Annotated in this window: 13 protein-coding genes; 7 read left to right on the top strand and 6 right to left on the bottom strand. The window is 73.9% G+C overall.

Going from position 1 to position 12,998, the window contains the following annotated elements:
- Positions 1 to 26: 26 nt before the first annotated feature.
- Positions 27 to 941 (top strand): alpha/beta hydrolase, encoded by a 915-nt coding sequence (locus ABTZ91_RS09445; RefSeq protein WP_352076547.1) that lies wholly within the window; start codon positions 27 to 29, stop codon positions 939 to 941.
- A gap of 1 nt (position 942) precedes the next feature.
- Here ABTZ91_RS09445 and ABTZ91_RS09440 read toward each other — a convergent pair whose 3' ends face one another.
- Positions 943 to 1,599 (bottom strand): TetR/AcrR family transcriptional regulator, encoded by a 657-nt coding sequence (locus ABTZ91_RS09440; RefSeq protein ID WP_352076546.1) that lies wholly within the window; start codon positions 1,597 to 1,599, stop codon positions 943 to 945.
- Positions 1,600 to 1,752: 153 nt separating this feature from the next.
- On the opposite strand from ABTZ91_RS09440, the gene ABTZ91_RS09435 reads away from it, so the two are divergent.
- Positions 1,753 to 2,019: a WhiB family transcriptional regulator gene (locus tag ABTZ91_RS09435; protein WP_352076545.1), complete on the top strand. Its 267-nt coding sequence runs from the start codon at positions 1,753 to 1,755 to the stop codon at positions 2,017 to 2,019.
- 152 nt (positions 2,020 to 2,171) lie between these two features.
- Here ABTZ91_RS09435 and ABTZ91_RS09430 read toward each other — a convergent pair whose 3' ends face one another.
- From ABTZ91_RS09430 to ABTZ91_RS09420, 3 genes are all read right to left on the bottom strand, one after another.
- Positions 2,172 to 3,146, bottom strand: coding sequence for an acyl-ACP desaturase (locus tag ABTZ91_RS09430; RefSeq protein ID WP_352076544.1), 975 nt, complete (start codon positions 3,144 to 3,146; stop codon positions 2,172 to 2,174).
- A 284-nt stretch (positions 3,147 to 3,430) separates the two neighbouring features.
- Positions 3,431 to 5,083 (bottom strand): ABC-F family ATP-binding cassette domain-containing protein, encoded by a 1,653-nt coding sequence (locus tag ABTZ91_RS09425; protein ID WP_352076543.1) that lies wholly within the window; start codon positions 5,081 to 5,083, stop codon positions 3,431 to 3,433.
- A 273-nt stretch (positions 5,084 to 5,356) separates the two neighbouring features.
- Positions 5,357 to 5,773 carry an SsgA family sporulation/cell division regulator gene (locus ABTZ91_RS09420; protein ID WP_352076542.1) on the bottom strand — a complete coding sequence of 139 codons (417 nt, stop codon included), beginning with the start codon at positions 5,771 to 5,773 and terminating at the stop codon, positions 5,357 to 5,359.
- A gap of 240 nt (positions 5,774 to 6,013) precedes the next feature.
- On the opposite strand from ABTZ91_RS09420, the gene ABTZ91_RS09415 reads away from it, so the two are divergent.
- Both ABTZ91_RS09415 and ABTZ91_RS34145 read left to right on the top strand, forming a co-directional pair.
- A complete protein-coding gene (locus tag ABTZ91_RS09415; RefSeq protein WP_352076541.1) occupies positions 6,014 to 7,231 on the top strand; it encodes an oxidoreductase in 1,218 nt (405 codons plus the stop codon).
- 90 nt (positions 7,232 to 7,321) lie between these two features.
- A complete protein-coding gene (locus ABTZ91_RS34145) occupies positions 7,322 to 8,902 on the top strand; it encodes a serine/threonine-protein kinase (protein ID WP_407077923.1) in 1,581 nt (526 codons plus the stop codon).
- A gap of 75 nt (positions 8,903 to 8,977) precedes the next feature.
- On the opposite strand, the gene ABTZ91_RS09405 is transcribed toward ABTZ91_RS34145, so the two are convergent.
- Complete coding sequence (locus ABTZ91_RS09405) at positions 8,978 to 9,277, bottom strand: YciI family protein (protein WP_345484439.1); 300 nt, start codon at positions 9,275 to 9,277, stop codon at positions 8,978 to 8,980.
- A 227-nt stretch (positions 9,278 to 9,504) separates the two neighbouring features.
- Between ABTZ91_RS09405 and ABTZ91_RS09400 the strand changes: the two genes are divergently transcribed.
- From ABTZ91_RS09400 to ABTZ91_RS09390, 3 genes are all read left to right on the top strand, one after another.
- Complete coding sequence (locus ABTZ91_RS09400) at positions 9,505 to 10,167, top strand: methyltransferase domain-containing protein (RefSeq protein WP_352076540.1); 663 nt, start codon at positions 9,505 to 9,507, stop codon at positions 10,165 to 10,167.
- Positions 10,164 to 10,865 carry an endonuclease V gene (locus ABTZ91_RS09395; RefSeq protein ID WP_352076539.1) on the top strand — a complete coding sequence of 234 codons (702 nt, stop codon included), beginning with the start codon at positions 10,164 to 10,166 and terminating at the stop codon, positions 10,863 to 10,865. Before ABTZ91_RS09400 ends, ABTZ91_RS09395 begins: the two co-directional genes overlap by 4 nt.
- 393 nt (positions 10,866 to 11,258) lie before the next feature.
- Complete coding sequence (locus ABTZ91_RS09390; protein WP_407077929.1) at positions 11,259 to 11,618, top strand: VOC family protein; 360 nt, start codon at positions 11,259 to 11,261, stop codon at positions 11,616 to 11,618.
- A gap of 27 nt (positions 11,619 to 11,645) precedes the next feature.
- Here ABTZ91_RS09390 and ABTZ91_RS09385 read toward each other — a convergent pair whose 3' ends face one another.
- Positions 11,646 to 12,833, bottom strand: a complete 1,188-nt coding sequence (locus ABTZ91_RS09385; protein ID WP_352076538.1) for a saccharopine dehydrogenase NADP-binding domain-containing protein — start codon at positions 12,831 to 12,833, stop codon at positions 11,646 to 11,648.
- Positions 12,834 to 12,998: the final 165 nt, after the last annotated feature.

The following is a 12,998-nucleotide window of genomic DNA, read 5'->3' as shown; positions in this document are numbered from 1 at the left end:
ATCGAGGACGATCGAGGAGATCCGGCATGTTTCCGAAGGCCCTGCTGGTCCGCACCGCGCTCAACGCCGCCGCCCGCGTCGCTCCCGCCCCCGCCGGGCGCGCCGCCTTCCACCTCTTCGTCCGCCCCGCCGGCCGGGCGCGGCTCAGGCCGGCCGAGGAAAACCTCATGGCCACCGCCCGGGTCGACCGCATCCGGGTGGGCGGGAAGGAGGCCGTCGTCTACGCGTGGGGAGACGGGAGACGGCCGGTGCTGCTCGTCCACGGCTGGTCCTCACGGGCCTCGCGCCTGGCCGCCTTCGCCGAGGCCCTGCTCGACCGCGGCTACAGCCCCGTGGCCTTCGACGCCCCCGGCCACGGGGACGCACCCGGCCGCGCCTCCAACATCATCGAATACCGCGCGATCATCCGGGAGCTGCACACCCGGCACGGTGACTTCGAGGCCGTCCTCGCGCACTCCTTCGGCGTCCTCGCCGCCCTCTTCGCGCTGCGTGACGGGGTGCGCGCCGGTCGCTTCGTCGGGATCTCCGGCGTCGGCTCCTTCACCCTGCTCACCGACTGGTTCCAGGGCGCCTTCGGCCTGACCGGTCGCACCATGCGGGCGATGCGCCGCCACGTCGAGCGCCGGCTCGCGCCGGGCGAGCCGGAGATCTGGGGCCGGCTGGACGCGGACTGGCACCCCGGCGACCTCGGCGCGCCCGTCCTGCTGTTCCACGACGAGACCGACGAGATGGTCCCGATGGCCCACGCCCGCTTCCTCGCCCGCGCGCACGGCGAGCGGGCCCGGCTGGTGGTCACCCGTGGACTCGGCCACCGGCGGATCCTCATGGACGATCAGGTCGTGGCGCAGGCCGTGGAGTTCATGACGGAGGAGCGCGCCGAGCGCGAGGGCGGCGTCGAGCCGGCCGCGGCGACCGCAGTGCCGGGCGCCGCTGCCCGCTGACTCACCCCGCCGGGGCGCCGATCTCCTCGCGCCCCCCGGCGGTCGCCTCCGCCCGCAGCAGCCGGGCGATGCCCCGCTCGGCCCGCGTGTACGCGGAGGTGTCGCCGAGCAGGACGGACTGGGCGTTGGCCGACTCCATGAGGGCGATGATCTCGAAGGCGAGCTGCGGAGCGTCCACGTCCGCCACGAAGCCGCCGGCCAGCCGGGCCTCCTCGATCGTCCGCTCCACATAGGCCAGCCAGTCGCGGCGGGACTGCGCCACGGCGTCGTGGACCGGGCCCGTGCGGGCGTCGAACTCCGCCGAGACCGCGTAGAAGAAGCAGCCGCCCTCGAAGGTCCGCCCGGACGAGTACGCGAGCCAGTTGCGGCACAGCGCCCACACCCGGCCCGGACCGGGCGGCAGGTCGGCCAGCGGTGTGACGACCTCGGAGACGAACACGGAGGTCGCCGCCCGCACGGTGGCGAGCTGAAGCTCCTCCTTGGAGCCGAACAGGGCGAAGACCCCGCTCTTGCTCAGCCCCAGCTCCGTGGCGATCCGGCCGAGCGACAGCCCTTCCAGGCCCTCCACGGAGGCGATGTGCATCGTGCGGCCCAGGACGAGTCGCCGGGTCTGGTTGCCGCGCTCGACGCGCCCGTCCGTTCTGGTGCTGCCGCTCATGCCGCCATCGTACTGTCCGCACGACCGTGCGGACAGTCGCCGCGCACGGAGCCGTGGGGTCCGTGGCCTGGCCGAAACAGGCGCACCGATCCCGGCGCGCCGCGTTGAGCAGACGTTGATGGCGCGTTTAGGCCACCCGGCCAGTCTGGTTCCATGCAGACCGACACGATGCCCTCCGCCCCGCAGGCCCTCATGACCCCCGACCTCTCCTGGCAGCAGGACGCGCTGTGCGCCCAGGCCGGACCCGAGTTCTTCTTCCCGGCGCCCGGCTCCTCGACCCGTGAGGCGAAGCAGCTGTGCGGGGCGTGCGAGGGGCGCGTCGCGTGCCTGGAGTACGCGCTGAAGCACGACGAGCGCTTCGGGGTGTGGGGCGGCCTCTCGGAGAAGGAGCGGATCAAGCTGAAGCGGCGCCGGGGCTGAACCCGCCCGCCCCACGGGCCACCGGCCCCTCCAGGGTCGCCGCGCCCGCCCCACGGGCTCACCGGTCCAGCCTCCCGGGTCGCCGCGCCCGCCCCACGGGCCGCCGGCCCCTCCAGGGTCGCCGCGCCCGCCCCAGGGCTCACCTGCGGCCGTCAGCCGGCCTTGCGGGCCTCCATCCGCGCCTTGCGCGCCGCGAGCCGCTCGTCGAACTTGGCGGCCTCGCCGTCCAGCCCGTTCATGTACAGCCCCAGCTCCTCCTGCGCCTTCAGGCCCTCCGGGCCGAGGCCCTCGATCTGCAGGACCTTGAGGAAGCGCAGCACCGGCTGCAGCACGTCGTCGTGGTGGATGCGCAGGTTGTAGATCTCGCCGATCGCCATCTGGGCCGCCGCGCGCTCGAAGCCCGGCATGCCGTGACCGGGCATGCGGAAGTTGACGACGACGTCCCGCACGGCCTGCATCGTCAGATCCGGAGCGAGCTCGAAGGCCGCGCCCAGCAGGTTGCGGTAGAAGACCATGTGCAGGTTCTCGTCGAGCGCGATGCGGGCGAGCATGCGGTCGCACACGGGGTCGCCGGACTGGTGGCCGGTGTTGCGGTGCGAGATGCGGGTCGCGAGCTCCTGGAAGGCCACGTAAGCGATCGAGTGCAGCATCGAGTGACGGTTGTCGGACTCGAAGCCCTCGCTCATGTGGGCCATGCGGAAGCGCTCGAGCTCGTCCGGGTCGACCGCCCGCGAGGCCAGCAGGTAGTCGCGCATGACGATGCCGTGCCGGCCCTCCTCCGCGGTCCAGCGGTGCACCCAGGTGCCCCAGGCGCCGTCGCGGCCGAAGAGCGTGGCGATCTCGTGGTGGTAGCTCGGCAGGTTGTCCTCGGTGAGCAGGTTCACCACGAGCGCGATCCGGCCGACGTCGGTGACCTTGGACTGCGAGCGGTCCCAGGCCTCGCCGTCCTCGAAGAAACCGGGGAAGTTCCGGGCGTCCGACCACGGCACGTACTCGTGCGGCATCCAGTCCTTGGTGACCTTCAGATGCCGGTTGAGCTCCTTCTCGACGACCTCCTCCAACGCGTACAGGAGCCGTGCGTCGGTCCACCCTGCCGAACTGCCGAGATGGGGAGAGGTGAGCGTCAAGGGAACTCCTGGGGGACGGAGGAAGGGCATACGTCAATTACCTACGGATTCGTAGGTTACGAGACCGTAGGTTAAGGCCCCGTAAGAGGCTGGCCAAGCCCGTCTCGGCGATGTCCGGTTACGTTCCGTTATGACCCCAGCTCCCGTACGGGTGAGAGAGATCCAGGTCACGCGGACGGGGCACCCCGCTTCCCCTTTCCCGCGTGACCTGGTGGCTACTCAGAGCAGACGCGGCCGGTCCTCGGCGGCCTCGGCCTCGCCGCGGAGGGCACGCTGGAGGTCGGTCACTCCACCGCCGCTCCCGCCCCGAGCCCTGCCCGCACGGCCTCGGCCGTCGTCGGCCGCAGCTCGCCGTCGAGCAGCAGCCAGCGGGTGATCCCCAGCGACTCCAGGAACGGGACGTCGTGGCTCGCCACGATCAGCGAGCCCTCGTACGCGTCGAGCGCCGCCGTCAGGCTCCGTACCGACGCCGCGTCCAGGTTGTTGGTCGGCTCGTCCAGCATCAGCAGCCGCGGAGCCGGTTCGGCCAGCAGGAGCGCCGCCAGCGTCGCGCGGAACCTCTCACCGCCCGACAAGGTGCCCGCCGGACGGTCCGCCCGGGCGCCCCGGAACAGGAACCGGGCGAGCCGCGCCCGGATCTGGTTGGGCGTCGCCGCCGGAGCGAACCGGGCCACGTTCTCCACCACGCTCAGCCCGTCGTCCAGGAGGTCGAGCCGCTGCGGCAGGAAGCGCAGCGGGACGTGCGCCACCGCCTCGCCCGCGACCGGGGCGAGCTCGCCCGCGATCGTCCGCAGCAAGGTCGTCTTCCCGGCGCCGTTGCGGCCGAGGAGCGCGACCCGCTCCGGCCCGCGCAGCTCGAAGCCGCCCGCCACCCGCGCCCCGTACGGCAGCTCCAGGTCGCGCAGCAGCAGCACGTCCTGGCCCGGGTGGACGGTGGTGCGGGGCAGTTCGATGCGGATCTCGTCGTCGTCCCGTACCGCCTCCACCGCCGCGTCGAGGCGCGAGCGCGCCTCCGCGAGCCGCTCGGTGTGCAGCGCGCGGTGCTTGGCCGAGGACACCTCGGCGGCGGCCTTGCGGTTGTTGGCGACGATCTTCGGCACGACCTTGTTGTCGTAGCTCTTCTGTCCGTAGCGCCTGCGGCGCGCCAACTTCATCTGGGCGTCCGCCAGATCGCGCCGCTGCCGCTGGACGTCGGCCTCGGCGACCCGCACCATCCGCTCGGCCGCCTCCTGTTCGGTCGCGAGCGCCGCCTGGTAGTCGGACCAGTTGCCGCCGTACCAGGCGACCTCGCCGTCCCGCAGATCGGCGATCTGGTCGACGCGCTCCAGGAGTTCACGGTCATGGCTGACCACGACCAGCACGCCCGGCCAGGCGTCCACCGCCTCGTAGAGCCGGTGCCGCGCGTACAGGTCGAGGTTGTTCGTCGGCTCGTCGAGCAGCAGCACATCGGGCCGCGCGAGCAGCAGGGCGGCGAGCCGCAGCAGCACCGACTCACCGCCCGAGACCTCGCCGATCGTGCGGTCGAGCCCGATGTGACCGAGCCCGAGCTGGTCGAGCACGGCCCGGGCCCGCTCCTCCACGTCCCAGTCGTCGCCGACGGCCGCGAAGTGCTCCTCGGCGGTGTCGCCCGCCTCGATGGCGTGCAGCGCGGCCCGGGTCCGGTCGATGCCGAGCACCTGGTCGACCCGCAGGGCCGTGCGCAGCACCAGGTTCTGCGGCAGATAGCCGACCTCCCCGGCGACGCGGATCGTGCCCGCCGACGGGGTCAGCTCGCCGGCGATCAGCTTGAGCAGGGTGGACTTCCCCGCCCCGTTGAGACCGACGAGGCCGGTCCTGCCGGGGCCGACGGCCAGTCGGAAGTCGTCGAGGACTCCGGTCCCGTCGGGCCAGGAGAAGGAGAGGGACGTGCAGGTGATGAAGGTGGGGCGAGTCGCCATAGGGGCCTCCCGGTTGCGCGACGTGGGCAAGGGCATCGCGTGAGACACCGGGGCGCGCGCGGAGACCGGAAGGGCCGGGGCGGCCGGAGAGGCCGGGAACGGACCGGAACGGAAGCAGCGCTCGTACGCCGAGGTCGACGACGGCACACGCGGCGGGGCGGCACGCGCGGCACGGTGTCTCGAGCCTCAGCGAAGCAACGGCCTTCTCCGATCAGGGTGACAACAGGGCCAGGACGAAACGCTACGACCGGGAGGCGGAGGGCCGCAATCGAATTAGGGGTGCTCCTCCAGGAGCTGCGCCAGGTCCTCGTCCCAGTCCAGGTACTGGTGCTCGCGCCCGCGCGGCACCAGGTGCTGCGAGCGCTCCAGGAAGGTGCGCAGCTCCTCCGTCCGGACGTGCACCACCGCCACCCCCTCGGGCGCGTGGAACTCCACCACCGTGCGGTCGTAGCCGTACGGGCGCAGCCGCACGTCACCGACCCCCGCCGGGCCGTCCACGCCCTCGACGAGCAGCTCGCGCGCGAACGCCCACGACACCTCCACGCCCTCCAGGGTGGCGGGTGGCGGGAAGGCCATGCTCACGGCGTACGGGTCCTCGCGGTCGTACCGCAGCGTGGCCGCCACGGACTCCGTCCGCGGCGCGGACGCGACGAGTCGGGCCTGCACGGCCTGCTCGATGACGGTGGACATGGGCCAGCCTCCTGTCGCGCGGCTACGTTCTCCTGGCGTCTCCCTGACACCACAGGAGACGAGCGGAGGGGCTCCGGCGTGCATTGGAGGGGTACGTGAGCTGCGTCACCGCTCCTCGGCGCCGGCCGCGGCCGCCGCCCGGGCGGGCCCCGGAACGCCATGGCGGGCAGGCACTCTGGACGGGGTCCTCGCGGTGGGCTAGCTTCCGGCGCCATGACGCCCATGGGGAAGACGAGACGAATGACGGTCCTGGGACTCGCGGCGGGACTGGCCGGGGCGGCGCTCGCCACGACCCTGGCGGCCCCGGTACCGGCTGCGGCGGCACCGGCCCCCGCCCTGGCGGTCCCGGCTCCGGCTGTGGCGGCTCCGGCGATTCCGGCACCGGCCCCCGCCCCGGCGGCTCCGGCCTCCGTCCCGACACCGGCCCCGGCGGTTCCGGCCCCCGCCCTGGCGCGGACCGCACCCGGACAGGCGCCCGCCACCGCCGCCTGGGAGCTCACCCCGACCGGGACGGACGCCCGCTTCCGGGGCCTGGCCGCCGTGAGCCGGCAGGTCGCCTGGGCCGCCGGTTCCCGCGGCACGGTGCTGCGCACCACCGACGGCGGCACCAGCTGGCGAAACGCCTCTCCGCCGGCGGCCGGCGAACTGGAGTTCCGCGACGTGGAGGCGTTCGACGCCCGCAGGGCCGTGGTCCTCGCCATCGGTGAGGGCGAGGCCTCCCGCGTCTACCGCACCGAGGACGGCGGAGCCACCTGGACGGAGTCCTTCCGCAACACCGACCCGCGCGCCTTCTACGACTGCATGACCTTCTTCGACCACCGGCACGGGCTCGCGATGAGCGACCCCGTCGACGGCAGGTACCGCATCCTGTCCACCCGCGACGGCGGCCGCTCCTGGCAGGTGCTGCCCAGCGACGGCATGCCGGAGGCGCTGCCCGGCGAGGCCGGGTTCGCGGCGAGCGGCCAGTGCCTGGTGTCGTCCGGCCCCAGGGACGTGTGGCTCGCGACCGGCGGCGGGGCGACCGGCCGGGTGCTGCACTCCGCGGACCGGGGTCTGACCTGGCGCGCCACGGAGACGACGATCCCGGCGGGGGAGGGGGCCAAGGGCGTCTTCGGGCTCGCCTTCCGCGACCGCCGGCACGGCATCGCCGTCGGCGGCGACTACCGCAAGGACCAGCCCTCGCCACGGGCCGCCGCCGTCACCGACGACGCCGGCCGCGCCTGGGCGCCGTCCACCACCCCGCCGCCCGCCTACCGCTCCGGCGTCGCCTGGCTCCCGCACTCCCGGTCCGCCGCCCTCGCCGTCGGCCCCACCGGCACGGACCTCACCACCGACGGCGGCCGCACCTGGCGCACCGTCGACACCGGCTCGTACGACACGGTCGACTGCACCCGCGACGGCGCCTGCTGGGCCTCGGGCGAGAAGGGCCGTGTCGCGCGGGTGGAGTTCCGCGGCTAGGCCGCTTCGGCCTGGACGGTGAAGTCGACCATACTGGCGCCCGGCACTCCAACGGGGGCGGGACACATGGGGCGGGACGGGGGCGGCGCGATGGATCTGCCGGAGCGTGTGGGCCACTACACGGTGGAGCGGGAACTGGGCGCGGGCGGCATGGGGACGGTATACCTGGCACGTTCCCGGGGCGGACGCACGGTGGCCGTGAAGGTGGCCCGAGCCGAGCTGGCCGCGGATCCCCACTTCCGCGCCCGGTTCCGCGCGGAGGTGGAAGCCGCGCGCAGGGTCGGCGGGTTCCACACCGCGCAGGTGGTCGACGCCGACCCCGATGCCGCCGCACCCTGGCTGGCCACCGCCTACATCGCCGGGCCGACGCTCTCGGAACTGATCGCCGACCGGGGGCCGATGGACGAGCCCGCGCTCCGTCTGCTCGGTGCGGCGCTTTCGGAGGCGCTGCAGGCCATTCACGCCTGTGGCCTCGTGCACCGTGATCTCAAGCCGGGCAACATCATCATGGCGGACGACGGGCCGCGGGTGCTCGATTTCGGGATCGCCCGGGCCCTGGAATCGTCCCGGCTCACGTCGGCCGGAGCCGCTTTCGGCACTCCCGGCTTCCTGGCGCCCGAGCAGGCGCAGGGGCTCGACGTCGGCCCGGCGGCCGATGTGTTCGCGCTGGGTGCGGTGCTGGTCGCGGCGGCGGGTGGCAGGGCGTTCGGAGACGGTACGCCGATGGGCCTGATGTACCGGGCGGTGCACGAGCAGCCGGACCTCGCGGCCGTCCCGCAGGGCATCCGACCGGTGGTCGCCGCCTGTATGGCCAAGGACCCGGCGCAACGCCCGACCGCGACGGGGCTCCTGGACCTGTTCGTGCCCGGCGCCGCTCGCCAGGCGACGGCGGTGGCGCATGCGCCTACCCTGCCGGACGCGGGCGTAGGCTCCCCGCCGACGCCGCCTGGGGCGGTGGCGGTCGCTGGGGCGGTGACCGCGCCGCGCGGCGAGGGCGTCCACAACGCCATGACCGTCGGCGCCCCGCCGGACACCGCGCCCGGGGCCGCCCCCGTGCAGCGCACCCCCTTGGGCCAGCAGGCGGGGACCCTACGCCGGCCGAGGAAGAAGTGGCGCACGAGGCTGTACGTCGCCGGAGCCCTGATCCTGCTCGGCGGTGCGGGCTACGGAGGCTATGAGTTCTCCGACGCGTCCTTCCCCGACGCCACGCACAAACTCATCGTGCCCACGACCCTGCTGGGGGGCGCGTACGCGCACGACGGCGTTGGGTCTCTCACGCCGGACGGGCCTTCGGACGGCTATTTCGAGAGGGACGTGAGGAGCTTCTCGGTCACCTACGCGGCCACTGACGAGGACCGTAAGCCCGACACGATAGAAGTCTGGGGCGAGTTCGGCCGGTTCAAGTTCGCGGAAGCGAAACGGGACAACCTCATGTACTCCTCGGAGAGGGGCGACGACAGTGTCATCGAGCCGGCCACCACGAAACGCCTCCCCGGCGCGGACGTGGACTTCCGCTGCGAGGCGACGACCGAGCAGACCCTCTGCGCGTGGGGAGACGCCAACACCATGGCCGTGGTGACGTTCCCTCCGACCGTCAACGTCGAACAGGCGGCGGCGGAGACCCACCGGATACGCAAGGAGATACGCCGGCCGATCACCCCCGGCTCCTGACGACTCCCGCGGTGGGACGTCCTCCTCCACGGCCCCGACCCCAGCGCCTCGGAGCGCCGCCCGCCGGATCCTTCCCTAGGCCGGCAACTCGTCCCGGAACGGGGCGAGTCCGTCCACCGACTTGGTGGCGTAGAACTCGACGATCCGGTACGCGCAGACCCCCTCGACGGTGAACGGGTCGGTCGCCACGATCTTCTCGATCTCCTCGCGGCCGACCCCGCCGGCCAGGATCACCCCGCCGTCCCGCGGGTTCTTCCGCCCGGAGGCCAGGAACACCCCGGCGGCGTACTGCGCGTCGAGCCACTCGACGTGTGCGGGGATCAGCGCGTCGACCCGCTCGACGGGCGCGGTGTAGGTCAGCTCCAGTACGAACATGATCGCCAGGCTACCCGGCGCCGCCACCGGTCCGCGCGGTCGTCCGCCCACCGGGCCACCCGACGCCGGACCGCCCGGGACACCCAGCCGCCCGGGACACCCAGCCGTCTGGAAACGCCCGGCCGCCCCGACACCCGGCCGTGTCCGGGCGCTTTGGGGGGGCGAGGCCCGCCGGTCCGGGTCCCGCCGCCCCAGCGCCTTCTCCCCGCCTCCTCTAACCTCCTTCCGTGACCGAACTCTCCGCCCACCACCGCACGACGGCCGACGCCTACGACGCCGTCGCCGCCCTCTACTCCGAACTCCCGCGCCCCGACCTCGACTCGCTCCCGCTCGACCGCGCGCTGCTCGCCGCGTTCGCCGAGACCGTGCGGGCCGGCGGTGCCGGGCCCGTCGTCGAGGTCGGGTGCGGCCCGGGGCCGGTCACCGCGCGGCTGCGGGACCTGGGGCTCGACGTCTTCGGGGTCGACCTGTCGCCCGAGATGATCGACCTCGCCCGTGCGACGTATCCGGACCTGCGGTTCGAGGTCGGCTCCATGGACGCGCTCGACGCCCTGGGCGTGACGGACGGCGGGCTGGGAGGCGTCGTCTCCTGGTACTCGGTCATCCACACCCCGCCCGGGGAACTTCCCCCGTACTTCGCCGAGTTCCGTCGGGTCCTCGCGCCCGGCGGCACTCTCCTCCTCGCCTTCTTCGAGTCGGAGGGCGCCCCGGTCACGGCCTTCGACCACAAGGTGACGACGGCCTACCGGTGGCCCGTCGACGACCTCGCGGGCCTGGCCGCCGAGGCCGGCTTCACCGAGGTCGGCCGGATGCTGCGGGAACCGGCCGAGGGCGAGCGGTTTCGCCGCGGGCACCTGCTGATGCGTGCGGACGGCGGGACGCCGGCATGACGATCATCGGGATTCCCCACGGCTGGCCCGCCGACGAGCAGACCGCCCTGGCCGTACAGGAGGAGCTGCACGGGCGGCTGGTGCTGGAGGAGCAGGGCCCCGGGGTCGGCGAGGGGAACGTCACCGGAGTCGATGTGGCGTACGACGACGAGCGGGACCTCGTCGCGGCGGCGGCCGTCGTCCTGGACGCCCGGACCCTCGACGTCGTGGCGGAGGCCACCGCCGTCGGCCGGGTGTCCTTCCCGTACGTGCCGGGCCTCCTGGCCTTCCGGGAGGTCCCCACCGTGCTCGCCGCGCTCGGACGCCTCACCGCCGATCCCGGGCTGCTGGTCTGCGACGGCTACGGGCTCGCCCACCCCCGCCGCTTCGGCCTGGCGAGCCACCTCGGGGTGCTCACCGGGCTGCCCTCGATCGGCGTCGCCAAGAACCCGTTCACCTTCACCTACGAGCAACCAGGGGCCAGGCGCGGTGAGTTCAGTGACCTCGTCGCCGAGGGCGAGACCGTCGGCCGGGCGCTGCGCACCCGCGACGGCGTGAAGCCGGTCTTCGTGTCGGTCGGTCACCGGATCTCGCTGGAGCGTGCCTGTGCGCACACGCTGCACCTCAGCCCGCGCTACCGCCTTCCCGAGACCACCCGCCACGCGGACGCCCTGTGCCGCCGGGCCCTCGCACAGGCTCTGGGGGCGGAGACCGGCTGACCCTTGGTACGGCCGACCCGCGGTACGGCTGACCCGCGGTTCGGCTGACCTTCGGTTCGGCTGACCCTCGGTACGGCCAACCAGCGGTTCGGCTGACCGTCGGTACGGCTGCGCCCCCGTCCGGCCGATGGCCGCCGGCCGCGTCCCCGTCCGCCGAGGGTCGTACGGCCGCGTCCCCGTCCCGCCGCGCCCCCGTCCGGCCAACTACCCGTCCGGCTGAGTACCTGTACGGATACCGTGCGGTGACGATCGGGCGGCAGAGTGTCCGGCATGACTTCCCCCGGTCCGAACACTCCCGGCCCCGACGCCACCGCTCCCGCCTTCGGCCCCGGCCGCGAACCCCTCCGCACGCCCGGTTCCCCCGCCCCCGGCCCGATCGGCACCCTGCAGTGCGTGGTCCTGGACTGCCCCGACGTCCTGGAACTGGCCACGTTCTACCAGCGCTTGCTCGGCGGTGAGATCAACCGGCCGGACCCGCAGTGGGCGGTCGGCGACTCCTGGGCCACGCTCCACGGAGCCTCCGGCGCGCCGGTGCTCGCCTTCCAGGGGGTGGCCGACCACCGGCCGCCGGTCTGGGGCGCGCCCGAGCAGCAGTTCCACATCGACGTGCGGGTGGCCGACCTGGACGCCGCGCACGACGCGGTCCTCGCGCTCGGTGCCTGGCGCCTCGACGCCGCCGGGGACGACGAGGACCGGGCCTGGCGGATCTACGCCGACCCGGCCGGCCACCCGTTCTGCCTCGTCAGGCACTGAGCGCGCCGCCGGGGCGACGGCGGCGCGTCAGCCCGAGTACGCCACCCGGAAGCGCAGCCCCGCCGCCCGCAGCCGATCGAGCAGCGCGTCGCCCATCGCGACCGCCGTCGTGACCTGCCCCGAGGTCTTCGGAAGGTCGTCGAGCGCGAGGCAGAGCGCCGACTCGGCCAGCATCTTCGCGGTCTCGCCGTAGCCGGGGTCGCCGCCCGACACCTCGGTGAAGACGCGGCGCCCGCCGCCCTCCCCGACGAACCGCACGGAGAACCAGCTCCGAGCCCGCCGCTCGGCGCTCGGGCCCTGGCCGGGTTCGTAACGTTCCATCAGCCAGCGCCGTACGAGGGGCAGTTGTGCGGCGAGCACACCCGTACCGACGGCGGCCGTGCCGCCCAGGGCCATCGCGAGGGTCTTCACCGAGGCGTAGTGGCGGTAGCGGAAGTCCGGTCCGTACCGTTCGAGGGCCGCCGCCGAGCGGGCGACCACCTGGGGGTCAAGCGTGGGCAGCGGCAGCGCCCAGGCCCCCGTCTCGCGGCTGAACCTCGGCCCGCCCAGTGGCGCGCGGGCCCGCCGGGTCACCAACCGCGGCTCGTGCAGCCGTCGTTCGTTCGCGGCCCGCAGGATGTGCCGGCCGCGGCCGAAGGCGGTCAGCGCCGAGGCGAAGGTGCCGCCGGAGAAGATCGCCCCGGCCCGTACGAAGCCGTCGATGCGCAGCGGCACCCCCTCCGGCAGCTGCCGCACCGTGTAGTAGACGCCCAGGTCGTGCGGCACGGAGTCGAAGCCGCAGGCGTGCACGAGCCGGGCGCCGGTCTCCCGGGCGCGGGCGTCGTGGCGTACGTACATCCGGTCCACGAACTCGGCCTCGCCGGTCAGGTCCAGGTAGTCGGTGCCGGCCTCCGCGCACGCGGCCACCAGCCCCTCCCCGTACCAGACGTACGGGCCGACGGTGCTCGCCACCACCCGCGCCGACTCCGCCAGCTCGCGCAGCGACTCCGGGTCGGTGGAGTCGGCGACGACCAGCGGGAGCCCGGCGCAGTCCGGCCGGCGCCCGGCGAGCCGGTCGCGCAGGGCGGCGAGCTTGGCCCGGCTGCGTCCGGCCAGCGCCCAGCGGAGGCCCGAGGGGGCGTGCTCGGCCAGATACTCCGCGGTGAGCTCGCCCACGAAACCGGTCGCCCCGAAGAGAACCACGTCGTACGGCCTCACGGCCGCCCCATTGTCCATCCAGCCCAGCCCCTCCGATGTCGCCCGCGCGGTCTTTGGGCGCGCATGTCGTCGGCGGACTCTAGCGGAAGACCCGGTCGGGACGGCCGGCCCGGTCCGCTCCGCATTTTCCCAGCGCTTGCTCGGCCCGGGGGCTTGTGCCGAGTGGAACACGTTCCTAGCATC

The sequence above is a fragment of the Streptomyces sp. NPDC126499 genome (genome assembly GCF_040302485.1).
GTDB lineage: Bacteria > Actinomycetota > Actinomycetes > Streptomycetales > Streptomycetaceae > Streptomyces.
The sequence above is the reverse complement of the archived record's forward strand: the minus strand, read 5'-3'. Positions and strand labels throughout refer to the sequence as shown.

What these genes read in the sequence shown, in the direction of transcription:
- ABTZ91_RS09445 (WP_352076547.1), top strand. Translation starts at nt 27, where the DNA reads ATGTTTCCGAAGGCCCTGCTGGTCCGCACCGCGCTCAACGCCGCCGCC.
- ABTZ91_RS09440 (WP_352076546.1), bottom strand. Translation starts at nt 1,599, where the DNA reads ATGAGCGGCAGCACCAGAACGGACGGGCGCGTCGAGCGCGGCAACCAG.
- ABTZ91_RS09435 (WP_352076545.1), top strand. Translation starts at nt 1,753, where the DNA reads ATGCAGACCGACACGATGCCCTCCGCCCCGCAGGCCCTCATGACCCCC.
- ABTZ91_RS09425 (WP_352076543.1), bottom strand. Translation starts at nt 5,083, where the DNA reads ATGGCGACTCGCCCCACCTTCATCACCTGCACGTCCCTCTCCTTCTCC.
- ABTZ91_RS09420 (WP_352076542.1), bottom strand. Translation starts at nt 5,773, where the DNA reads ATGTCCACCGTCATCGAGCAGGCCGTGCAGGCCCGACTCGTCGCGTCC.
- ABTZ91_RS09415 (WP_352076541.1), top strand. Translation starts at nt 6,014, where the DNA reads ATGACGGTCCTGGGACTCGCGGCGGGACTGGCCGGGGCGGCGCTCGCC.
- ABTZ91_RS34145 (WP_407077923.1), top strand. Translation starts at nt 7,322, where the DNA reads ATGGATCTGCCGGAGCGTGTGGGCCACTACACGGTGGAGCGGGAACTG.
- ABTZ91_RS09405 (WP_345484439.1), bottom strand. Translation starts at nt 9,277, where the DNA reads ATGTTCGTACTGGAGCTGACCTACACCGCGCCCGTCGAGCGGGTCGAC.
- ABTZ91_RS09395 (WP_352076539.1), top strand. Translation starts at nt 10,164, where the DNA reads ATGACGATCATCGGGATTCCCCACGGCTGGCCCGCCGACGAGCAGACC.
- ABTZ91_RS09385 (WP_352076538.1), bottom strand. Translation starts at nt 12,833, where the DNA reads ATGGACAATGGGGCGGCCGTGAGGCCGTACGACGTGGTTCTCTTCGGG.